This window comes from Virgibacillus sp. FSP13, assembly GCF_054048505.1.
This window is the reverse complement of sequence record NZ_JBSVKG010000038.1, coordinates 1-19,467: the sequence shown is the minus strand read 5'-3', so window position 1 is coordinate 19,467 and position 19,467 is coordinate 1. Positions and strand designations below refer to the sequence as shown.

The following is a 19,467-nucleotide window of genomic DNA, read 5'->3' as shown; positions in this document are numbered from 1 at the left end:
ACTTGATTCGTTGCTTGAAAAACTCTTATTTAGTTTTTGAGGTATAAAAAGTGTTATACCTGCAAAGCCTAAGGAAGTTCTGTTAAGACCGTTCACTTCCTGGGTCTGCGATTACTCGACCCACCGAAACATTTGTGAACAACACAGAACGACCTACATCCTGTAGGCCTGGTAGCAATAGCGGAGAGGTCACACCTGTTCCCATGCCGAACACAGTAGTTAAGCTCTCCAGCGCCGATGGTAGTTGGGGCATTGCCCCTGCAAGAGTAGGACGCCGCCAGGCATATTTAATATTAACATCATCTCACATCGCGGGGTGGAGCAATCCGTCAACTTCTTTGAATAAGCCACTATGTGTAGGCTTGCGAGGAGTCCTACTTCTGCGAAAAGCTTGCAACACAACGAGCGGTTTGGGAGAAAGTTAGTTAAAGAGCAGGAACAATTTTAATATTTTATCTTACATCGCGGGGTGGAGCAGTCTGGTAGCTCGTTGGGCTCATAACCCAAAGGTCGTAGGTTCAAATCCTGCCCCCGCAACCAATTAAAATAAGTAATAAATACATAATCTTGGTCTGGTAGTTCAGCTGGTTAGAATGCCTGCCTGTCACGCAGGAGGTCGCGGGTTCGAGTCCCGTCCAGACCGTCATTTAAACAAACGATCACATGTTTTCATTGATAAGAATCATGTGTTTTTTTATGCCTGAAATAAGGCGATTTTAGCTTACAAGTAATCATGAACACGAAACTATTCCAGTTGGCTACTACATTAACCTACCAACTTAAAATGTACCATCAATTACACAAAACCCCTTTCTAAATCAGATAGCTTAGGTTATTCATCAGCGCACCTCTAACTACCTCAGCAAAATGCTATCTTTATCAACACTTAGACATGATGTAGTTGATAATTTTGTCCCCCTGATAAATACTATCCATATTAACCATTCTTTAATTTGAACACTTTTAAGCTAGGATGATGATTGATAATCACTGGGCCATATATTTTTTCCTTTTTATATTCTTTTTGCTATCATTAACATAGTTGAAAAATGAAACTGGGTGATATTGATGGATGAGTTTATGTTTATTAATTCAATTAAACAAACTTCATATAAGCAATCTTCCTTGTTAAAAGGGGTTGGGGATGATGCAGCAGTTTTTCGCCAATCTACTCAAGATATTGTAACAACAGTGGATACGTTTGTGGAAAACGTTCATTTTTCCCGCGAAACAATGGAACCATTTCATATAGGTCACAGAGTGCTTGCTGCAAATGTTAGCGATATGGCTGCGATGGGGGCTGTACCAGCATTTTATTTGGTGTCTATCGTTAGACCACCACATTGGTCAGATGAAGAACTACAGCAAATTTATCAGGGGATGCGAATATTAGCAAATAGTTATAAAATAGATTTAATCGGTGGGGATACTGTTTCTGGAAAGGAGTTAGCAATTTCTATTACGGTTATTGGATATGTAGACAAGAATAAGGCACGTTACCGAGGTTCAGCGGAGATCGGGGACATCGTTTTTGTTACGGGTACATTAGGGGATTCTCGAGCCGGTTTTCATATCTTAAATCATCCAGGGCAGTACACAAACGAGAAGTATTTAACGATCAAACATCGAATGCCTTCACCACGTGTTACGTTTTCCCATGAGTTAAGACAACTATCACGAATAGCACTCAATGATGTAAGTGATGGGATTGCAAATGAGGCTGCGGAAATTGCGGAAGCTTCAGGGGTTTCCATTGTTTTAGATTATGATAAATTGCCGAAGAGTGAGGCCTTTCATCAGTTTAGCAGTGACCAGCAACGTAATTGGCAGCTCTTTGGTGGAGAAGATTTTGAATTGATTGGAACAGTTGCTAAAAGTGATTGGCCATTAATTAAACAACTAGCTGAACAAACAAATACAAAAGTTACGGAAATTGGCTATGTAGGTTATAAACTGACCAATTTTGTTTATTTACAAGAGAAGGGTCAGCGTATCGTATTAAAAAAACAAGGATATACACATTTTTAAGTAGGTGAAACAATGCAAGAATATGAATTCAAAACACATTCGGAACAAGAAACAATAAAGTTAGCTGAGAGGCTTGCAGTGTTATTAAAGCCGGGTGATGTGATTACGTTAGAAGGGGACCTAGGTGCAGGTAAAACAACTCTTACAAAAGGGATCGCCCGCGGACTCGGTGTTACGAGGACTGTAAATAGTCCAACATTTACAATCATTAAGGAGTATGTTGGGGAGCTTCCACTTTATCATATGGATGTTTACCGATTAGAGGATTCTGATGAGGATATTGGTTTTTCGGAGTATTTTAATGGGGAGGGCATTTCGATTGTGGAATGGGCTCAGTTTATTGAGGACTTTTTACCACATGAGCGTTTAAACATAAACATTACATATCTTGATGATCATTCGCGTTTACTGGCGTTTGCTCCTACGAGTGCGCATTTTGAAGCAGTTGTGGATCAATTAATTGGGTAGGAAAATTACTTATGAAAACAGGGAGTTACTTGAATGAATATATTAGCAATCGATACATCAAACCAAGTATTAGGTGTTGCCATACTAAAAGACGAGCTTATTATCGGTGAACTGGTCACAAACATTAAAAAGAATCATTCAGTTCGCCTAATGCCTGCAATTGATCAATTAATGAAGGAAACAAATATGACACCAGATATGCTAGAAAAGATCGTTGTTGCGAAAGGTCCTGGCTCATTTACAGGTGTACGAATTGGTCTTGCAACAGCTAAATCATTAGCATGGGCTCTGGATATTCCGGTTGTCGGTGTTTCCAGTTTAGAAGTACTAGCGTATCAGGGATATTTTTCAAACATGTATGTCTGTCCTTTTTTTGATGCAAGACGCTCGAATGTTTATACAGGTTTATACCAATGGGATGCAGATAAAATGACGCTTATAAAAAATGAGCAAAATGTAAGCATGACAGACTGGTTACAGCAGTTATCAATGGATGGAAAGAAAACATTATTCCTAAGTCCAGATATTCATTTATATGAAGAAGTGATTAGGGAATATATGGGTGATCTTGCATTTATCCCACAAGGTCCGTTTCATTTGGCCAAACCATCTCATTTGGGATTGGCTGGGCTTACAAAACAGGCAGACAATACACATACGCTAACACCTAACTATTTACGTTTGGCGGAAGCAGAGGCTAAATGGTTGGAAGCACAGAAGGAAAAAAATAAAAATGGCTGAATTAGTGATTCGGAAAATGGAATATAACGATATAGATCAAGTTTTTGAGGTAGAACAGGCATCTTTTGATACACCATGGGCGAAAGATATATTTGAACAGGAAATTGTCGAGAATCAATTTGCTCATTATTTTGTCTTAGAACTGGATAAGAAAATTATTGGCTATGCAGGTCTTTGGGTAGTGATTGATGATGCACAAATAACGAATATTGCTGTTATGCCTAATTATCGAGGGAATAAACTAGGGGAAAAGCTATTCCACTACACAATGGGACAGGCTATACGTCTTGGCGGTCGTCGTTTATCGTTGGAAGTACGGACAACCAACGTTGTTGCCCAACGAATGTATCGAAAATTTGGCCTTGTTCCTGGCGGTATTCGGAAAAATTATTATACAGATAATCAGGAGGATGCGATTGTCATGTGGGTGAATTTATATGGATAAAGATAATTATATAATAGGAATTGAAACGAGTTGTGATGAAACAGCTGTAGCTATCGTTAAAAATGGCACGGAAATAATCTCTAATGTTGTAGCATCACAAATCGAAAGTCATAAACGGTTTGGTGGGGTTGTTCCTGAAATAGCTTCACGACACCATGTGGAACAAATAACAGTTGTTCTAGAAGAAGCGTTTGAACAAGCAGCTATTACTTGGGATGAAATTGATGCGATTGCAGTAACAGAAGGTCCTGGTTTAGTTGGGGCATTATTAATTGGGGTCAATTCAGCAAAAGCAGTGGCATTTGCCAAGCAAAAACCTCTCGTCGGCGTTCATCATATTGCCGGGCACATTTATGCGAACCGTTTTGAACAAGAATTCCAATTTCCATTACTGGCTTTGGTTGTATCTGGTGGGCATACGGAGCTTGTCTTAATGAAGGAACATGGGCATTTTGAAGTAATTGGCGAAACGCGTGATGACGCAGCAGGGGAAGCATATGATAAAGTTGCCCGTATGCTGGATCTGCCTTATCCCGGTGGACCGCAAATTGACCGGTTAGCAAGTATTGGAAGTGAACGTATTTCATTTCCGAGAGCATGGCTAGAAGACGATAGTTACGATTTTAGTTTTAGTGGATTAAAATCTTCCGTTATTAACACAATCCACAATGCGAAACAACGTGGTGAGGAATTGAAAAAGGAAGATATCGCGGCAAGTTTTCAAGCAAGTGTTGTTGAAGTGTTAACCGAAAAGACATTTAAAGCAGCTAAACAATATGATGTCAAACAAGTAATTGTTGCCGGCGGTGTCGCTGCGAATAAAGGTCTGCGGGAAGCGATCCAACAGCGATTCTCCAATACAGGAATCCCATTGTCCATTCCACCTTTAAACCTTTGTACTGATAATGCAGCAATGATTGCAGCTGCTGGGACCATTTCCTATGAAAAAGGGAAAAGATCAGGATTGAATTTGAACGCAAATCCATCGCTAGTATTAAGTTAATAACAAGTTATCAACAAGCATGTGTATATCTTTTAGAAAAAGCCTAACACCATTATATTGCTGATGTGGATATAAGTTGTGCATAACTACCTTTTTATCTGTGGGCAATGTGAGTAACTGCAATGAATTTATTTATATGTGTGTTTTTTATGGGTATAACTTTGTGGATAACATGGTTAGGTAGCATTAAAGTAATAATCAAACGTTTGATCAATAGGAATACAAAAAAACCGGGGATAGCCCGGTTTTTTATTCATCCTCTTGTAATGCGGTCCATTCTTCCATAAGTTGTTCGACTTCTTGCTTAATTTCCCCCGTTTGTTTCGTTAGTTCCAGTGCTTTTTCATGGTCTTGATAAATTTCTGGTTCGGTCATTTTTTGTTCGAGTTCAGCAAGTTCATTTTCACGTTGTTCTATTGTATTTTCAAGTTCTGCTATTTTACGTTCTTTTTTTCGCTGTTCACTACGAAGCTTTTTTTCTTCTTTAAAGCTTAAGTTACCTTGATCTTTTTTGTTCATTACTTCTGCAGTTTGTCGAAGTCTTGCGCGTTCAGCTTCCTCTTCTTTTTTCTCCATATAATAATCATAATCGCCTAAATAAACGGTAGCGCCATCTTGCTGCATTTCCACAACTTGGTCCGTAATTTTGTTGATGAAATACCTATCATGGGATACAAATATGATGGTTCCCGGGAAATCGATTAGTGCCGCTTCCAACACTTCCTTGCTGTCGATGTCTAAGTGGTTTGTCGGCTCATCAAGGATTAATAAATTGGCTTTTTGCATCATTAATTTGGCTAGTGATAATCGTGCCTTTTCCCCACCACTAAGGGAATGGACAAGTTTTAAAACATCATCACCTGAAAATAAAAAGTTTCCTAAAACGGTGCGAATATCTTTTTCATTAACTGTTGGATGTTCGTCCCATAATTCTTGTAATATAGTTTTTGATGGTGTTAGATTCATCTGTTCCTGATCATAATAGCCAATTTGAACGTTTGTCCCAAGTTGGATTGTCCCATGGCTCGGTTTCAGTCTTCCCAAAATCGTCTTGAGTAAAGTAGTTTTGCCAACCCCATTTGGACCAACAAGGGCAATCCGGTCTCCGCGATTTACATGAATTTTTACATTGGAAAACAATTCTTCACCACTGTCTTCATATCGAAATGATAAGTCATCGATTTTTAATACGTCATTTCCACTTCGTCTGGTAATCTGGAAGGAGAATGTTGCAGATGATTCCTCACCAGCTGGTTTTTCCAGTTTATCCATTTTTTCAAGCTGTTTTCTTCTGCTCTGAGCACGCTTGGTTGTGGAGGCACGAACGATATTTTTTTGAATAAATGTCTCCAATTTTTTAATCTCTGTTTGCTGTTTTTCAAATTCTTTCATTTCCTGCTCAAAATTTAATGCCTTCTGCTCGAGAAATTTGCTGTATGTTCCATGGTATTTTTTCGTTCGATGATAGGATATTTCGTATACAATCGTGACGGTCTTATCCAGGAAATACCTATCATGGGACACAATGGTAACTGCTCCTGGATAATTAGCCAAATAATTCTCAAGCCATGCTAGGGTATCAATGTCCAGATGATTTGTCGGTTCATCTAAAATTAGTAGTTCAGGTTTTTTTAGTAGTAACTTACCTAATGCTAAGCGTGTTTTTTGTCCGCCACTTAACTCATGGATAGGCGTTTCATAATCATAGTCCTGGAAATGGAGTCCGGTCAATACAGCTTTAATATCTGCTTCATAGCGATACCCTCCACCAGCTTCAAATGCTTGTTGTTTTTTATCGTAATCATGTAAAAGTTGTTCGTAATTTGCCGCTGATAAGGAAGATGCCTGTTCCATTTCTCGTTCTAACAGTCTTAGTTCTTTTTCCTGATTAATTAAATGTTGGAACACATCAAGCATTTCATTCCAAATTGTTTTGTCTGATTCAAGTCCGGTATGCTGGGATAAGTAGCCAATGGACAGGTCCTTCGGCTTATGTATCTCACCTTCATCATAACTTAATTCACCCGCCATGATTTTAAGTAGTGTCGACTTACCAGCACCATTTCTTCCAACAATAGCAATTCGATCTTTTTCTTTTATTTCAAGTTTTATAGTAGATAATATTTTTTCTGCACCAAAGGATTTAGATATTCCGTTTAATTGCATGATAATCATTTCGTTCACCTCATCCTTTTAAGTGTATCGTATTGTGAACGAGTAAGGAAGTATAATAATTCAGGTTATAATGATGGAAATATAGAAGGAGCCATGTCCAGTCCCTGACAGCTAATAGTTATGTTTAATATAGATAATATAATTGTGAAATTAATCACGACTTATCAAATTTTTTCTGATAAACTAAGGTGTGTAAGAAGTACAAAGTGAAATGGAGATGGGTATGTGGCAAATTTCACACATTTTAATGAACAAGGCAGAGCACGTATGGTTGATATAAGTGAAAAGCTGGAAACAGAACGAACCGCCGTTGCAAGGTCAAGTATTCAAGTTACAGAAGAAATCTATCGTAAAATTAATGATAATGAGATAAAAAAAGGAGACGTATTAGCTGTTGCTCAAGTAGCAGGGATTATGGCTGCTAAAAAGACATCTGATTGGATTCCGATGTGTCATCCATTACAATTAAAAAGCATTGACATATCGTTTGATTGGCAGATTACAGCGGATATGTTTGTCTTACAAATAGAAGCTTTTGTAAAAACGAAGGGTAGTACAGGGGTGGAAATGGAGGCATTAACTGCAGCCTCAGCAACAGCCCTGACAGTTTATGATATGTGTAAAGCACTTGATAAAGGGATGGTAATCGGGGAAACTTTTTTACTAGAGAAAAAAGGTGGCAAATCCGGTGATTACTATCGGGAAAGCTAGGGGGGATAATAATGGAACAGCATAAAATTCCACAAGCTACTGCAAAGCGACTACCATTATATTATCGGTTTTTAAATAACTTACATCAACAAGGTAAGAAAAGGGTGTCATCAAAAGAGTTAAGTGAAGCTGTTAAGGTTGACTCGGCAACAATTCGCCGCGATTTTAGCTATTTTGGTGCGTTAGGGAAAAAGGGTTACGGATACAATGTGGAATATTTAATAGGTTTTTTCCGCAAGACGCTCGATCAAGATGAAGTAACAGAAGTGGCTTTAATAGGCGTAGGAAACCTTGGTACAGCATTTTTACATTATAACTTTATGCGAAGCAATAATACAAAAATTGTGATGGCATTTGATACGAATGACGAGAAAGTGGGAACAGAAGTTGGTGGGGTTCCTGTATATCATATCGATAATTTAGAGAAAAAAATTAGCGGTGTTCAAGTTGCGATCTTAACAGTACCTGCCAGTGAAGCCGATGGAATTACCGAACGGCTTGTCAATCAAGGTATTTCGGGGATCCTTAATTTCACACCGGCACGAATAACCGTTCCAGATAATATTCGTGTGCATCATATCGATCTAGCTGTAGAACTGCAAGCATTGGTTTATTTTTTAAAGCACTACCCGTTAGATTAGCCGTCAAATAAGTTACAAACTGTTAAAAAACGACTGTACAACGATTTTCACCAGTTTTGACCTGCCATCATACAGTATAATGATCATTTTATCATTTTGAGAAAAGGATTGAGGTACTGCACATGGCAGTTATGGATACGAGAAAATGGCTAAAGGAATATTTGCGAAATAAGGGAAGTTCAAGGGTCAATAATTTAGAGCATCAGAGGAAATGCATAATTGAAAAACTCGTCTCTTATTTCCCTGGAAGTTCATCATCGGCAATTCATGATCATTTATTACAACATGGCCTTTTTTTGCCAAATGGCCAGGACGAAGATATCATCAATTCCTTAAATAACGATAATCCATGGAAAATTGCGAGGGAAGAGCTAGTGCGATTAGCAAAGGAATGGGGCGGACCCAACATACCGGTATTTATTTTTCCTTCAGATTCCAACAACCGGCAGTTGAAACGAGATTTTAATGGGTTATCTGGGGTGTCTCATCAAGATAAAGTATTCTTGTTTGTGTCTGGATCCACGTCACAAAAAGAACTGCAGGCAATTATTACGCATGAATATAATCATGTTTGCAGGTTGTATTATCTCGATAAAAAGGAAAAAGATATGGAACTCCTGGATTCTATTGTCTTGGAAGGTTTGGCTGAAATGGCCGTACAGGAACGTTTAGGAACAGACCATTTGGCAAAATGGACATCTATACATCCGATTGATTCTGCGTTGAATTATTGGAGAAAATGGCTAAAACCAAATATAAAGCTGTCGAAAGCGGATCCCCGTCATAATGAACTGCTGTATGGGGGAGGATTTGTTCCGAAATGGCTGGGTTACAACGCAGGCTACCATTTGGTTTCCTCTTTTATTAAAAATAAACAAATGCATATAAAAGAAACGTTACATTTACCAGCCGAAGCAATAGTAGAAGGATCAGATTTTCCGGTTTAATAAAAAGACTGTCCCCAGCAAAGGATCATACCCCTCCTTATCGGACAGTCTTCTGCTTATAATGCTACCAGAAAAATAATGGAGACAATGCTGCAATGGTGGCCAGAGCAATTCCCCAGCCAGCACCCCAGCCCCATCCGCCGTATCCACCATATCCACCATATCCACCGAAACCATATCCGAATCCGCCCAGATTTCTACCTTCTAAAGGACGAAGAAAGACATGTGAGTTGCTTACTCTAGTAACAACACCTCGGTGCATTCTACCATCTTTTGTTCTAATTCCGACAGGGCGTCCAACACATCCTAGACACTGTCGATAAATAGGGCTTGCTGCCATCCTGTATGAACTCCTTTCCTCTTAAATAATATGATTTATTATGGGTGTTAAATGACGATAAACAAATGCAAAGAAGTGAAATGGATTAATTCCACTGCTATTAGTAATACCATATGTTTTAAATTTTTTACCGATTGGACAAAAAACCTTAGTAACTATCAATAAATAATAAAAAATGGTAAGAACAAAGGAGGGACACAAATGAAACATTATACGTATCATGACTTTTTAGCCTTTCTAGGGGTTGGCGGGGCTCACCCAGGCGGGATAGCCCTGACAAGAGAACTGTTAAGGGATATGCCAATCAATCAAACTAGTACAATACTTGATGCTGGGTGTGGGACGGGACAAACAGCGGCTTATTTAGCACAAGCTTATGGCTGTAATGTAACCGCACTTGATCTGCACCCATTAATGGTAGAGAAGGCAAAAGAAAGATTTAAGAGAGAAAATGTAGCGGTACGTTTAGTTGAGGGAGACATTGAGAGTAGTTCTTTGCTAGCGGAATCCTTCGATTTGATTATAGCTGAATCGGTTACGATCTTCACCAACATTACGAAAACCGTTAATGAATACGTACGTTTGTTAAGAAAAGGTGGCATTCTTCTGGATCTTGAAATGACAGCAGGTACATCCTTTTCAAAGGAGGAGATCGAGGGTTTTCAAGATGTGTATGGGATCGATCTAGTACCTTTGCTGGATGAATGGAAAGCTATGTTTCACTCAGCTGGATTTCGTTCGGTTGAAGTTGTTAAAGAAAATACGGTGGAAAAAATGTTACATGATCAATCTTTTCAGGAATCTATTTCCTCACCAGAAATAAATCCCTCAAATCCAATGGACCCGTCCTTATATGAGATATGGGATAAACATCAGCTATTAACAGAGAGGTTTTCCAATCAATTAAAATACAGTGTCTATAAAGTGGTGAAATAGTAAGAATATAAAAAGAAGAAGCAGCTATGAGCGCTACTTCTTCTTTTTATTTTTTAGCCGAAAATGGATGGACATCAATCGTATGCAGACACCAAAGTCAAGTGTCGCGAAAATTGCAAGAAGGATCGTTGGAAAGCTCCATACAGTATCTTCAACCGTTTGTGTAGCTATAAACGTAAATAATAAGCCCATTAAAAAATAAAAAATGGCCATGTTCTTTGGTGAGGTTCTCATGTTTAGCCTCCAATAAAAATCATTTGCATCTGTTCATATTGTTGCATCATTTTTTCAATATCTTCCGGTGATAGGGAGAGTTGAACAATTACTGAAATGGAATTCATGGCCATGTGAACAATAATTGGTACAATAATTCGCTTTGTTTTTACATAGAGAAATGCAAATACAAACCCCATCGAACCATAGATTAAAATGTGTTCTGGTTCTCCGTGAATAATAGCAAAAATGAAAGCAGATAGCAGTGCGGCAATAAAAAAGTTTGTCTTTTTATATAGACCGCCAAAAATTATTTTACGAAAAATTATTTCTTCCAAGATAGGTGCTACGAGCGCTGGAATGATGATAAACAAAGGTGTAGCACGTGTTATGTCCATAATCATCTGTGTGTTCTCTGATCCCATTGTTATGCCTAAGAATTCAGTTTCAATGAGTGATGCCAGGCCTTGTGCAAAGTAGGCCATAAATACTCCACCAATAGCCCATAGAACAGCATTTCCAATGTCTGTTGCGTTACGATCACTACCAGCTTTCATATCCGGTTTCATTAATAGCAGTACAATGATAAGTCCAGCAATAAAGCTGAAAATAGACCAATAGACAACAGCATCAGATTTGCTTAATGGGGATGTAATATACAATAATGGAGCAAAAATGATCCCTGAGAATTGCATGATGATATAGGTTAAAATGACATACCAATATCTTTTTGTCAAAATGAAACGACCCCTTCATGAGTAGTATTAAAATAGTTTATGCTGTGATGTGGACATCTATTAACAAAAGCGCAAGCGCCCGATTAGCGACGTACGGACTGGACTGAGCCGTAGGAGATAAAGGAAACACGGTGAGCGGAGGCGAACCGATGTTGACTTATCGTACGGAGGTGAGGGAAGTCTCGCTAGTCGCTGGGCGCTGGAGCTGGACGTGGCTTATCCTGCTCAAGAACAAATTAGAGCCAAATTTTATGCTTTCTTTATCTATTAAAAAATCATCATTTCTTGCATTAATTTAAACACTAACACGTATTTTAGCATATTTTCTATCCTGATAATAATGGTATGGTTTAGGAAGAATCGTTGCTAATAAAAATTGGAAAAAAACAATTAGATTACTTGCATTTTTAGAATGTATTATTTATTATAATAAGTGGAATTAGCACTCAACATTCATGAGTGCTAATAAATCAAAAAATACAATATAGAAATGAATTAAGGAGGTTGTCTACATGATAAAACCACTAGGAGATCGTGTTGTAATCGAGCTTGTTGAACAAGAGGAGAAAACTGCAAGCGGTATTGTACTTCCAGACTCTGCAAAAGAAAAGCCGCAAGAAGGTAAAGTTGTTGCAGTTGGTTCCGGCAGTGTAACAGAACATGGGGAAAAAGTTGCCCTTGAGGTTGCAGAAGGAAATCATGTAATTTTTTCTAAGTTCGCTGGTACAGAAGTGAAATATGAAGGCACAGAATACTTAATTCTTCGTGAAAATGACATTTTAGCAATCATTGGCTAACGAAAAAATATCCGACCATTCGATTATAAGGAGGGCATTTAAAAATGGCTAAAGAAATTAAATTTAGTGAAGACGCTCGTCGCGCGATGCTTCGCGGTGTAGATACATTAGCAGATGCAGTAAAGGTAACATTAGGGCCAAAAGGTCGTAACGTTGTTTTAGATAAAAAATTCGGTTCTCCGTTAATTACTAATGACGGTGTGACGATTGCAAAAGAAATTGAACTGGAAGACCATTTCGAAAACATGGGTGCACAGCTTGTATCAGAAGTAGCATCCAAAACTAACGATGTTGCTGGTGATGGTACAACAACTGCAACCGTATTAGCTCAATCCATGATTCGTGAAGGACTAAAAAACGTTACATCTGGAGCAAATCCTGTAGGTGTTCGTCGTGGTATTGAAAAAGCAGTTGAAGCAGCTGTTGGCGAATTGAAAACCATTTCGAAACCAATCGAATCAAAAGAATCAATTGCACAGGTTGCAGCTGTTTCTTCTGATGATAAAGAGGTTGGTAACCTTATCTCAGAAGCAATGGAACGTGTTGGCAATGACGGTGTTATCACAATTGAAGAATCAAAAGGCTTCAACACGGAATTAGAAGTAGTTGAAGGGATGCAATTTGATCGTGGATATTCATCTCCATACATGGTAACAGATCAAGATAAAATGGAAGCAGTATTAGACGATCCATATATTTTAATTACCGATAAAAAAATCGGTAATATCCAAGAGATTCTTCCTGTACTTGAACAAGTTGTACAACAAAGTAAACCACTTCTTTTAATCGCGGAAGATGTGGAAGGGGAAGCCCTTGCAACATTAGTATTGAACAAGCTTCGCGGAACATTCAATGTTGTTGCAGTTAAAGCTCCTGGCTTTGGTGATCGTCGTAAAGCAATGCTTGAAGATATCGCTGTATTAACTGGTGCAGAAGTTATTACCGAAGATCTAGGCTTGGATCTTAAAAATGCAACTGTTGACCAACTAGGACGAGCTTCAAAAGTCGTTGTAACAAAAGATAATACAACAGTTGTGGAAGGTTCAGGAAACCCTGAAGCTATTTCTTCTCGCGTAACACAAATCCGTGCTCAAGCTGAAGAAACAACTTCTGACTTTGATAAGGAAAAATTACAAGAACGCCTTGCAAAATTATCTGGTGGTGTAGCAGTCATTAAAGTTGGTGCTGCAACCGAAACAGAATTAAAAGAACGTAAACTACGCATTGAAGATGCACTGAACTCAACTCGCGCTGCAGTTGAAGAAGGTATTGTATCTGGTGGTGGTACAGCATTAATTAACGTTTACGCTAAAGTTAATGAACTATCACTTGAAGGTGACGAAGCAACAGGTGCAAGCATCGTACTTCGTGCACTAGAAGAACCGGTACGTCAAATTGCACACAATGCTGGTCTTGAAGGATCGATCGTTGTAGATCGTCTAAAAGGTGAAAAAGTTGGCGTTGGCTTTAACGCTGCAACAGGTGAATGGGTAGATATGGTTGAGACAGGTATCGTTGACCCAACTAAAGTTACTCGTTATGCATTGCAAAACGCTGCATCAGTAGCAGCAATGTTCTTGACTACTGAAGCAGTTGTTGCTGACATGCCTGAAGAAAATGCAGGCGGCGGAATGCCTGATATGGGCGGCATGGGCGGCGGAATGCCGGGCATGATGTAAGCCTAAAAACACAATAATAAAAGCTTGATATGACGGGGTTTGCCTGAGGGCAGACCCCGTTTTTTTCTTGTATGCCACGAAAAGGTAACATGAATAAGGGGTCGCGAAGGGGTGGACGCAATAAAATGAAGAACTGTGGGAAGTAATCAAAGGATATAGAAATGCTACACAATTAAGCATGATCTTATATAAATTTAATTGTGTTGAAATACATGATGCCTTATTTGTCTGTAATGATTACTTAAAATATTATATCAACGGTTAAGTTGGTATAAGAATTATGTTAAAGTTTAGTAAATGAAATTTTAAATTTAGTTTATTCTACAATAGGGTCAAATGGTGTAAGGCTTCCAAAATTAGATTTTCCCCCGATTTAAGATTGTTCGGATAAATCTTTTGCTAATATTCCTTCATAGTTAACATCAACTTCTACTTTATCGTCTGTATAGGTTAAGAGTGACAATGATGGCGAAGACAAAACCGCTGACAGAACACTTTTTCTGTCATAATATTGAAATGGTGAACCAAAATAGAGGTAAGCGAGTAAATTTGTCACCGATGCACAGGAGGATACAATGTATAAACTATTAATCGTTGAAGATGAAATGAATATTGCGAGTACATTAAAGAGTCATTTTGAAAAATATAATTATGATTGCTATATTTTAGAGGATTTTGAGAAGGTACTTGATACTTTTCAAGAATTTCAACCGCACCTCGTCATAATGGATATTAATCTTCCCGCTTTTGATGGCTATTATTGGTCCAGAAAAATTAGGCAAATTTCAAATTGCCCCATTATGATACTTTCTGCCCGTATGAGTGAGTTAGATCAAGTGTATGGAATTGAAAATGGGGCAGATGACTTCATTACAAAACCTTTTTTAATGGATGTAGTTCTAGCAAAAGTAAATGGACAAATTCGTCGAGTATATGGGGAATATGCGAAGGATTCGCAAACTCGAAAGTTAAAGGTGGGAAATACAACTTTAAATTTGGATACTGTTCGATTATTTACACTTGAACACGAGACAATGCTGACAATAAAGGAACTTCAGTTGTGTTCTACGCTTTTTGAAGCATTTCCAAATGTTGTAACGAGGCAACAGCTGCTGGCAGCCATTTGGGATGATGAGACATTTGTTGAAGAAAATACATTAACAGTCAATATTGTTCGATTACGCAAAAAGCTAGAATCTATTCATTCATCATTAGAAATAACAACTATCCGAGGGATTGGCTATCAATTAACGGAGAAAAGTCTATGAAGCTTTTTTTACGTGATCATTTAAGCATTATAGCTCTTTACATTATAACGATGATTTGCTTACCAATTGTTATTCATCAACTAGATGACTTTCGCGATCATTATGCCTACTTTATCTTTTTAGGCATAACCTTAATAGCCGTTCTCCTTTTAATTCGATATTTCAGACGCAAAAAAATGTATGCACATTTGAATGAAAAGGGGTTAGATGCAGATAACTTGTTGATTCACCATCCCCAAGCTCCGGTTGAAAAGGCATATGCAAATCAATTGCAGTTCATTCAGTCCCTTTTTCTTTCAAAAGAGGATGAACAGAAAGCTTCCTTACATGAACAGCAACTGATGATTTCGCAAACTGTTCACCAGATGAAGACACCGCTTTCTGTCATTCAATTACTTATACAAACCAATCAACTAAAAGAACCAAGTTTATTCCAAGAATGGCAAAAGGTAAAAAAAGAATCCGATAAAGTGAATATTTCTTTAAATCAACTTTTAACTTATAGCCGATCGTCCCAATTATTAGCTGATCTAAAGATTGAATCGATATCCTTAAAGAGTATAGTCCAAGAAGTGGCTAACGATTTAAAAGATTACTTTATTGAAATGGAAGTATACCCTAAAAGTACAATCGAAGAAAATATTATCATTTATTCTGACCGTAAATGGCTTGGCGTTGCTATCCACCAGTTGTTAAGTAATGCTGCTAAATATGGTGAAAAGAAATCCTTCGTTCTCATTTGTTTTGAAAATGGTCAGTTATGGATTAAGAACAAAGGAAAGGGGATTCCTGAAAGTGAAATTAACCGTGTATTTGAATTGTTTTACACCGGTACTAAAGGGCGCATCCAAGGCGAAGCGACAGGTATTGGACTATATTTAGTCAAAAAAATACTTTCTACGTTGCATCACCCATATAAGTTATCCTCTGCTCAAAATGAAACAATCTTTATAATCGATTTTTCTAGAAGTATGGACGGCTACTAAATAAAGTAGTCGTTTTTGAATATGACAAATTTGTCATATTGCTGTCATGTTTAAGGATTTTATGGAGAAAATTGTTTGTTTATACTATGTGTATTAAAGAACACCAAGGAGTGAAATAGTAATGACTACAATTTTAAATGTAAAGCAACTACAAAAGGAATATACAGGAGAAGTCACATATAAGGCATTAAAAGGTATTGATTTTCATTTGAATAAAAAAGAATTTGTTGCGGTCATGGGCCCATCTGGGAGTGGAAAAACAACCTTCCTAAATTGTATTTCCACCATTGATCGACCTTCGAATGGTTCAATAGTAATTAATTCAAAAGATCCGTTTAAATTAAATGATGTTGAATTAGCAAGGTTCAGGCGTACAGAATTAGGCTTTGTCTTTCAAGATTTTAACCTTGTTCACACATTAACAGTTGAGGAGAATATATTACTACCTTTAACACTTGATTCTGTAACAGAGAAAGAAATGAAACAGAGCTTAAAGGAAGTTGTTGATTTTTTAGGGATTGAAGAAATATTAAAAAAGCGCACGTTTGAAATTTCTGGTGGACAGAAGCAACGTGTGGCGATTGCAAGAGCGGTTATTCATAGGCCAAAATTATTATTAGCGGATGAACCGACTGGAAACTTGGATTCTAAAACAGTGAATGTTGTTATGACGTTATTTGAATCAATAAATAAAACCTTTAATACTGCTATTTTAATGGTGACTCATGATGCATATGTTGCTAGCTTTGCAGAGCGTGTCATCTTTATACAAGATGGTATTCTCTATAATGAGATACATCGAGGCAACAATAAACAGCAATTTTACCAAGAAATTATGGACACACTCACCTTTCTAGGTGGTGGTCAGCATGAATTTTAATCATATTGTTGTTCAAAATATATTACGGAATAAGTCAACATACATTTCTTACTTTCTAAGCAGTGTGTTTTCTATGTTGGTTTTTTTCTTGTTTTCAACGGTAGCTTTTCATCCAATGTTGGCGGAATTGGACCCATCAAGTACATTAGGAATAACAATGGTGCTTGCCAGCTTCTTTATTTATGTTTTTTCTATTGTCTTTATTATCTATTCGTTGTTCGCTTTTTTGAAAAAGAAAACAAAAACATTAGGTACCTTTATGATGATGGGTGCTTCCATGAAGCAAATCCGCAAAATGGTTTTTAGAGAAAATATGATCATTGCTGGTGTAGCGATTATCACAGCTATTGTGTGCGGGCTTGTAATTGCCCCATTATTTTTAATGGTTGCCAAAAAGATATTACGTGCAGAAATCTTTGACATGTATGTCCCAATTCAAGCCACTCTAATAACGATTGTTTTATTTTCCCTTTTGTTTTTGATTGTTACTAAATTAATGACATATACGATAAAAAAGGAAGCTATTGTTCAACTATTAAAAGCAGATATGACACAGGAAAAGCGGATTAAACCAGCACCATTTAAACTGATTGTATCCATTATAGTGAGTGTTTTCATGCTCTTTTCTATGGTAAAGGAATTGAATTGGGAGGAATCCATTGGAATTATTGCTTACATTGTGTTGTTTATTAGTCTGCTATTAGCCATTTACTTTACGATAACACAAGGAATGTTAGGAGCCATTCGGATATGGGAAAAGCATCCATCATATTTCAGAAAAACCAATATGCTTTTTGTATCTAGCTTAAAGGCGAAAGAGCGTTCACATGCTCACATCATTTATTTATTAACCATCTTACTATTAGGTACCTTTGTAGCAACAAGTGTACTATACAGCTCTTATTACAATGTGGAGGAAAAAACAGAAGCGTTATATCCTTATAGTTTCCAATATACGTCACTCCCTGGTAATGAGTTAGAAGCTCAGAAAGATATAGCATTTATTGAAAAGACCTTAGATGAAACAGGAGATAATTATGAGACTTACTATTCGTCCTTTAAAACCGATGATGAGCGTGGAATTGCTTTTATGTCCGTTTCAAAATACAACCAATTGGGCGAACATACACCTATAACGTTAAGCGATAATGAATATTTTGTTGCAGCTGGTAATGAAGGTGTTTACCCTAATGAAGAATCTATTCATGATTACCCATTTGGAAACCTTGAATATACAGGTACAGAAAAGGAAAATATTTTACAGACCGGGTTGCAAAATGTATATTATATTGTCCCTGATAAAGTTTATGAAACAATTGAGTATCCAGAATATAATATATGCGCTTACGAATTGGATAATTGGACAAACAAGGTCAACACAGCTGAAACGATTTTGTCTAAAATCTCTTCAGAACCTGGTGTACGCTTAATGGCTTCTAAAATAGATTTATATAATGAAGAGAAGTATGTAAAAAGCATTATGTTCTTCATTGGTCTTATGCTTAGTCTTATTTTCATGAGTGCAGCAATGAGTATTCTGTATTTTTACATTCAAACATCACTTGAACAAGAAAAAGAAAAATATTCAGGCATCAGAAAAGTTGGTCTCTCTATTAAGGAATTAACATCTGTTGTGACAAAAGAGTTGGCTACTTTAATTTTTATCCCATTTACTATGGCGGTCTTTATTTTATTTGCAGCTTTAATCGGAATGAATAACCATATCTCATTGGCATTTTATCAACTTACGGCAATAGGCTTAAGCTTATTTTTACTGCTGTTTATTATAAGCTTCTTCTTTATACGAAAGGGTTATATAAATAAACTTGTGAATTAATCATTTCTGATTTTATATGGTAATCTCAATAATTGCTGGCAAATATTTTAATGGTATATCTGCTAGAACTAATAAAGGACTGCTAGATACCTTGCAAGTAGATATACCTGTAAAATAGGTCAAACAGGAATGACTGGTTAACCTTATAATACGATTGGATGCGAGAAAGGAATAGATTTTATGTCTTGTTGACATAAAAAGTTGTTGATCTGATTGTATTTACAGGTATCACCATTCAGGAGATAACAAAATTGTAAAGTTTTACTGCTGGGTTGTAAGAAAAAACGATATTACTTTATATTTTGCTTTTATAATAAAATTTGTATTAGGTTATACGAAAGGAGCACTTAAAAATGAATTCGACAATAAAGCCAACAACGAATACAGACAGAATTAAGGTCATTGATTTAATCAGAGGGTTTGCCCTAATTGGACTTCCTTTCGTTAATGTGCTTTTACTTTGGAGCTCAAACGTTAACTTATCAGGAACACAAGGAGATATTTGGATTCAGCGTTTCCTGTATATATTTATTGAAGGTCGTTTTTACGCTATATTTTCTTTTTTGTTTGGCTTAGGACTTTGGATTTTTTTATCACGGGCTAAAGAAAAAAACGCCCGTCCATATGTCCTTATT

Annotated in this window: 20 protein-coding genes, 2 tRNA genes, 1 rRNA gene and 1 pseudogene; 20 read left to right on the top strand and 4 right to left on the bottom strand. The window is 37.1% G+C overall.

The window, feature by feature from the left end; translation table 11 throughout:
* The first annotated feature begins 167 nt into the window (after nucleotides 1–167).
* The 8 genes from rrf (at nucleotide 168) to tsaD (ending at nucleotide 4,685) form a co-directional block, all read left to right on the top strand.
* A 5S ribosomal RNA gene (gene rrf, locus ACW2QC_RS19350) occupies nucleotides 168–283 on the top strand.
* Between the two features lie 180 nt (nucleotides 284–463).
* Nucleotides 464–540 (top strand) — tRNA-Met (locus ACW2QC_RS19345).
* 29 nt (nucleotides 541–569) lie between these two features.
* Nucleotides 570–643, top strand: a tRNA-Asp gene (locus ACW2QC_RS19340).
* A 425-nt stretch (nucleotides 644–1,068) separates the two neighbouring features.
* A complete protein-coding gene (thiL, locus tag ACW2QC_RS19335; protein WP_457545568.1) occupies nucleotides 1,069–2,028 on the top strand; it encodes a thiamine-phosphate kinase in 960 nt (319 codons plus the stop codon).
* Between the two features lie 12 nt (nucleotides 2,029–2,040).
* Nucleotides 2,041–2,496: a tRNA (adenosine(37)-N6)-threonylcarbamoyltransferase complex ATPase subunit type 1 TsaE gene (gene tsaE / locus ACW2QC_RS19330; RefSeq protein WP_457545567.1), complete on the top strand. Its 456-nt coding sequence runs from the start codon at nucleotides 2,041–2,043 to the stop codon at nucleotides 2,494–2,496.
* Nucleotides 2,497–2,529: 33 nt separating this feature from the next.
* The gene (tsaB, locus tag ACW2QC_RS19325; protein WP_457545566.1) at nucleotides 2,530–3,237 is read left to right on the top strand and encodes a tRNA (adenosine(37)-N6)-threonylcarbamoyltransferase complex dimerization subunit type 1 TsaB; all 708 of its coding nucleotides are present in this window, start codon (nucleotides 2,530–2,532) and stop codon (nucleotides 3,235–3,237) included.
* Nucleotides 3,230–3,682, top strand: a complete 453-nt coding sequence (rimI, locus tag ACW2QC_RS19320) for a ribosomal protein S18-alanine N-acetyltransferase (protein ID WP_457545565.1) — start codon at nucleotides 3,230–3,232, stop codon at nucleotides 3,680–3,682. Before tsaB ends, rimI begins: the two co-directional genes overlap by 8 nt.
* Nucleotides 3,675–4,685, top strand: a complete 1,011-nt coding sequence (gene tsaD / locus ACW2QC_RS19315; RefSeq protein ID WP_457545564.1) for a tRNA (adenosine(37)-N6)-threonylcarbamoyltransferase complex transferase subunit TsaD — start codon at nucleotides 3,675–3,677, stop codon at nucleotides 4,683–4,685. Before rimI ends, tsaD begins: the two co-directional genes overlap by 8 nt.
* Before the next feature lie 249 nt (nucleotides 4,686–4,934).
* Here tsaD and ACW2QC_RS19310 read toward each other — a convergent pair whose 3' ends face one another.
* Nucleotides 4,935–6,860, bottom strand: a complete 1,926-nt coding sequence (locus ACW2QC_RS19310) for an ABC-F family ATP-binding cassette domain-containing protein (RefSeq protein ID WP_457545563.1) — start codon at nucleotides 6,858–6,860, stop codon at nucleotides 4,935–4,937.
* Between the two features lie 225 nt (nucleotides 6,861–7,085).
* Between ACW2QC_RS19310 and moaC the strand changes: the two genes are divergently transcribed.
* The 3 genes from moaC to ACW2QC_RS19295 all read left to right on the top strand — a co-directional run bounded on the left by moaC (nucleotide 7,086) and on the right by ACW2QC_RS19295 (nucleotide 9,159).
* Nucleotides 7,086–7,571 carry a cyclic pyranopterin monophosphate synthase MoaC gene (gene moaC, locus ACW2QC_RS19305; RefSeq protein ID WP_457545562.1) on the top strand — a complete coding sequence of 162 codons (486 nt, stop codon included), beginning with the start codon at nucleotides 7,086–7,088 and terminating at the stop codon, nucleotides 7,569–7,571.
* 11 nt (nucleotides 7,572–7,582) lie between these two features.
* The gene (locus ACW2QC_RS19300; RefSeq protein WP_457545561.1) at nucleotides 7,583–8,212 is read left to right on the top strand and encodes a redox-sensing transcriptional repressor Rex; all 630 of its coding nucleotides are present in this window, start codon (nucleotides 7,583–7,585) and stop codon (nucleotides 8,210–8,212) included.
* Between the two features lie 122 nt (nucleotides 8,213–8,334).
* Nucleotides 8,335–9,159: a DUF2268 domain-containing protein gene (locus ACW2QC_RS19295; protein ID WP_457545560.1), complete on the top strand. Its 825-nt coding sequence runs from the start codon at nucleotides 8,335–8,337 to the stop codon at nucleotides 9,157–9,159.
* Between the two features lie 64 nt (nucleotides 9,160–9,223).
* Here ACW2QC_RS19295 and ACW2QC_RS19290 read toward each other — a convergent pair whose 3' ends face one another.
* Nucleotides 9,224–9,499 carry a hypothetical protein gene (locus ACW2QC_RS19290; protein WP_457545559.1) on the bottom strand — a complete coding sequence of 92 codons (276 nt, stop codon included), beginning with the start codon at nucleotides 9,497–9,499 and terminating at the stop codon, nucleotides 9,224–9,226.
* A gap of 201 nt (nucleotides 9,500–9,700) precedes the next feature.
* Here ACW2QC_RS19290 and ACW2QC_RS19285 point away from each other — a divergent pair, with 201 nt between their 5' ends.
* Nucleotides 9,701–10,435 (top strand): class I SAM-dependent methyltransferase, encoded by a 735-nt coding sequence (locus ACW2QC_RS19285; RefSeq protein WP_457545558.1) that lies wholly within the window; start codon nucleotides 9,701–9,703, stop codon nucleotides 10,433–10,435.
* 33 nt (nucleotides 10,436–10,468) lie between these two features.
* Here the strand turns inward: ACW2QC_RS19285 and ACW2QC_RS19280 are convergent, their stop codons facing one another.
* A complete protein-coding gene (locus ACW2QC_RS19280; protein WP_457545557.1) occupies nucleotides 10,469–10,669 on the bottom strand; it encodes a YdiK family protein in 201 nt (66 codons plus the stop codon).
* A 2-nt stretch (nucleotides 10,670–10,671) separates the two neighbouring features.
* Nucleotides 10,672–11,385, bottom strand: a complete 714-nt coding sequence (locus ACW2QC_RS19275; protein ID WP_457545556.1) for a CPBP family intramembrane glutamic endopeptidase — start codon at nucleotides 11,383–11,385, stop codon at nucleotides 10,672–10,674.
* Nucleotides 11,386–11,534: 149 nt separating this feature from the next.
* Between ACW2QC_RS19275 and ACW2QC_RS19270 the strand changes: the two genes are divergently transcribed.
* From ACW2QC_RS19270 to ACW2QC_RS19235, 8 genes and pseudogenes are all read left to right on the top strand, one after another.
* Nucleotides 11,535–11,684, top strand: coding sequence for a hypothetical protein (locus ACW2QC_RS19270; protein WP_457545555.1), 150 nt, complete (start codon nucleotides 11,535–11,537; stop codon nucleotides 11,682–11,684).
* Between the two features lie 213 nt (nucleotides 11,685–11,897).
* A complete protein-coding gene (groES, locus tag ACW2QC_RS19265; protein WP_457545554.1) occupies nucleotides 11,898–12,182 on the top strand; it encodes a co-chaperone GroES in 285 nt (94 codons plus the stop codon).
* A 44-nt stretch (nucleotides 12,183–12,226) separates the two neighbouring features.
* On the top strand, nucleotides 12,227–13,861 hold the full coding sequence (groL, locus tag ACW2QC_RS19260; RefSeq protein ID WP_457545553.1) for a chaperonin GroEL: 1,635 nt from the start codon (nucleotides 12,227–12,229) through the stop codon (nucleotides 13,859–13,861).
* A 575-nt stretch (nucleotides 13,862–14,436) separates the two neighbouring features.
* On the top strand, nucleotides 14,437–15,129 hold the full coding sequence (locus ACW2QC_RS19255; protein WP_457545552.1) for a response regulator: 693 nt from the start codon (nucleotides 14,437–14,439) through the stop codon (nucleotides 15,127–15,129).
* Nucleotides 15,126–16,115, top strand: coding sequence for a sensor histidine kinase (locus tag ACW2QC_RS19250; protein WP_457545551.1), 990 nt, complete (start codon nucleotides 15,126–15,128; stop codon nucleotides 16,113–16,115). The genes ACW2QC_RS19255 and ACW2QC_RS19250 overlap by 4 nt, the downstream gene beginning before the upstream one ends.
* A 121-nt stretch (nucleotides 16,116–16,236) precedes the next feature.
* Nucleotides 16,237–16,995 (top strand): ABC transporter ATP-binding protein, encoded by a 759-nt coding sequence (locus ACW2QC_RS19245; protein ID WP_457545550.1) that lies wholly within the window; start codon nucleotides 16,237–16,239, stop codon nucleotides 16,993–16,995.
* Complete coding sequence (locus ACW2QC_RS19240; RefSeq protein WP_457545549.1) at nucleotides 16,985–18,832, top strand: FtsX-like permease family protein; 1,848 nt, start codon at nucleotides 16,985–16,987, stop codon at nucleotides 18,830–18,832. Before ACW2QC_RS19245 ends, ACW2QC_RS19240 begins: the two co-directional genes overlap by 11 nt.
* 353 nt (nucleotides 18,833–19,185) lie before the next feature.
* Nucleotides 19,186–19,467 (top strand): annotated as a pseudogene (locus ACW2QC_RS19235) (DUF418 domain-containing protein); the annotation flags it as partial.